This window comes from Kitasatospora sp. NPDC001095 (assembly GCF_053598615.1).
Genome location: NZ_JBSFKQ010000131.1, coordinates 1 through 2,674, shown reverse-complemented (window position 1 = coordinate 2,674; position 2,674 = coordinate 1). Strand labels below are relative to the sequence as shown.

Sequence of the window (2,674 nt, the reverse complement as noted above, 5' to 3'; positions counted from 1 at the left end):
GTCGTCCACGCCGCCGGCGTGCTCGACGACGCCGTGGTCGAGTCCCTGACCCCCGAACGTCTCGCCGCGGTCTGGGAGCCCAAGGCACGGGCGGCCTGGAACCTGCACGAACTCACCCGGGGAAGGGACCTGACGGCGTTCGTCCTCTTCTCCTCGGCGGCCGGGACGCTGGGCGCGGCAGGGCAGGCGAACTACGCCGCGGCGAACGCCTACCTCGACGGCCTGGCCGCGTACCGGCGTGCCCAGGGCCTGCCGGGGGTGTCGCTGGCCTGGGGCTACTGGGCCGAGGCCAGCGGGCTGACCGGGCAGATGTCCGAGGCCGACGGTGAACGCCTCGCCCGCGCGGGGCTGCTGCCGATGGCGACCGACTACGGACTCGGGCTGTTCGACGGGGGCCTGGACACCGCGCAACCGGCGGTGGTCGCGGCCCGACTCAAGGTGTCCGCACTGGGCGACCGGCCGGTGCTGCGCGCGCTGACACGCGCCCGCAAACCGGTGCGGACCACCGGACTGGCGGGCGAGCTGGGATCGCTCCCCGAGGCCCGGCAACGCGAGGTTCTGCTCGGCCTGGTCAGCGCCCACGCCTCGGCCGTGCTGGGCCGCAGCGACGAGATCGGTGGCGACCTGGCCTTCAAGGACCTGGGCTTCGACTCGCTGACCGGCGTGGAGCTGCGCAACCGACTGTCCACGGCGGTCGGGACCAGGCTGTCGGCGACGATGGTCTTCGACCACCCGACCCCGACCCGGCTGGCCGAATACCTGCGCGAGGTGGTCCTCGGCAGGGAGCGCCGGACGGTCGCGCCCGTGCCGGTGGGGGTTCCGGTGTCGGATGATCCGGTGGTCGTGGTGGGGCTGGGGGCCCGCTATCCGGGTGGGGTGGGGTCCGCCCAGGAGTTGTGGGATGTGGTGTCCGGTGGGGTGGACGCGGTGGGGGAGTTCCCATCGGATCGTGGGTGGGACGTGGGTCGTCTCTACGATCCGGCCGGTGGTCCGGGGAGGTCGTACACGCGGTCGGGTGGCTTTCTGGGGGATGCGGGTGGCTTCGACGCGGCGTTCTTCGGGATCTCGCCGCGGGAGGCGTTGGCGATGGATCCGCAGCAGCGGGTGCTGCTGGAGACGGTGTGGGAGACCTTCGAGGACGCGGGGATCGATCCGACGTCGCTGAGGGGCAGCCAGACGGGCGTCTTCACCGGCATCTGGGCATCCGGCTACGCGGGCGGAGTGGACCAGATCTCGCGCGACGCGGACGGCTACGTGGCCACCGGCACGGCGACGAGTGTGACCTCCGGGCGGGTGTCGTACCTGCTGGGGCTGGAGGGTCCGGCGGTGTCGGTGGACACGGCGTGCTCGTCGTCGCTGGTGGCGATCCACCTGGCGGCGCAGGCGCTGCGCTCGGGGGAGTGCTCACTGGCCCTGGCCGGCGGGGTGACGGTGATGGCGACACCCGCCGCCTTCATCGACTTCTCCCGTCAGCGGGGGCTTGCGGCCGACGGGCGGGTGAAGGCGTTCGCCGAGGCGGCCGATGGTACGGCGTGGGGTGAGGGTGCGGGTGTCGTGCTCCTGGAGCGGTTGTCGGACGCCCGTCGTCACGGTCACCGGGTGCTGGCGGTGGTGCGGGGTTCGGCGGTGAACCAGGACGGGGCGTCCAACGGGCTGACCGCGCCGAACGGTCCGTCGCAGGAGCGGGTGATCCGGCAGGCGCTGGCGAACGCCGGGCTGGAGGCGTCCGAGGTGGATGCGGTGGAGGCCCACGGCACCGGCACCACCCTCGGTGACCCGATCGAGGCGCAGGCGCTGCTGGCGACGTACGGCCGGGACCGGGTGGAGCCGTTGTGGCTGGGGTCGGTGAAGTCCAACATCGGCCACACCCAGGCGGCGGCCGGTGTGGCGGGTGTGATCAAGATGGTCATGGCGATGCGGCACGGGCAGTTGCCGCCGACGCTGCACGTCGATGCGCCGACCTCGCACGTTGACTGGTCGGCGGGCCAGGTCTCAGTGCTGACCGAGGCCCGGCCGTGGCCGGAGACGGGGCGTCCCCGCCGCGCCGGCGTGTCGGCGTTCGGCATCAGCGGTACCAACGCGCACGTGATCCTGGAGGCCCCGGCGCCGGAGCCGGCCGAGGAGACCTCGCCTGAGTCCCCCGCCGCTCCCGCAGCCGTCGTGCCAGTGCCGTGGCTGCTGTCGGCCAAGTCCGAGCAGGCGCTCCGGGCCCAGGCCCGCAGGCTGCAGGCGTACGCGGCCAAGGCCCCCGACGCGGACGGAATCGCCGCCGCGCTCGCCGCGCGGACCCGGTTCCCCCACCGGGCCATGGTGACCGGACCGGAGGCACTGGCGGCCCTGCTGCGCGGGGAGGCGCATCCCGGGCTGGTGACCGGCGATGCCCGCGACTCGGGCAGGTCGGCGTTCGTGTTCTCCGGTCAGGGTGGTCAGTGGGCGGGGATGGGTCGGGGCCTGTACCGCGAGTTCCCGGTGTTCGCGCGGGTGTTGGACGAGGTCTGCGAACTGCTGGAGCTGCCCGTGGAGGTGCTGTTCGAGGACGAGGAGGGGGTGTTGGGGCAGACGGTGTTCACCCAGGGTGCGGTGTTCGCGCTGGAGGTGGCGCTGTTCCGGCTGGTGGAGTGGCTGGGTGTGCGGCCGGACTTCGTGGTGGGGCACTCGGTGGGTGAGGTGGCGG

General features: G+C 73.2%; 1 protein-coding gene. It reads left to right on the top strand.

Features of this window, described 5'->3' with window-relative positions; translation table 11 throughout:
• Positions 1-2,674, top strand: a 2,674-nt coding sequence (locus ACWDBB_RS36105; protein WP_449793636.1) for a type I polyketide synthase, incomplete at both ends; no start/stop codon positions are given.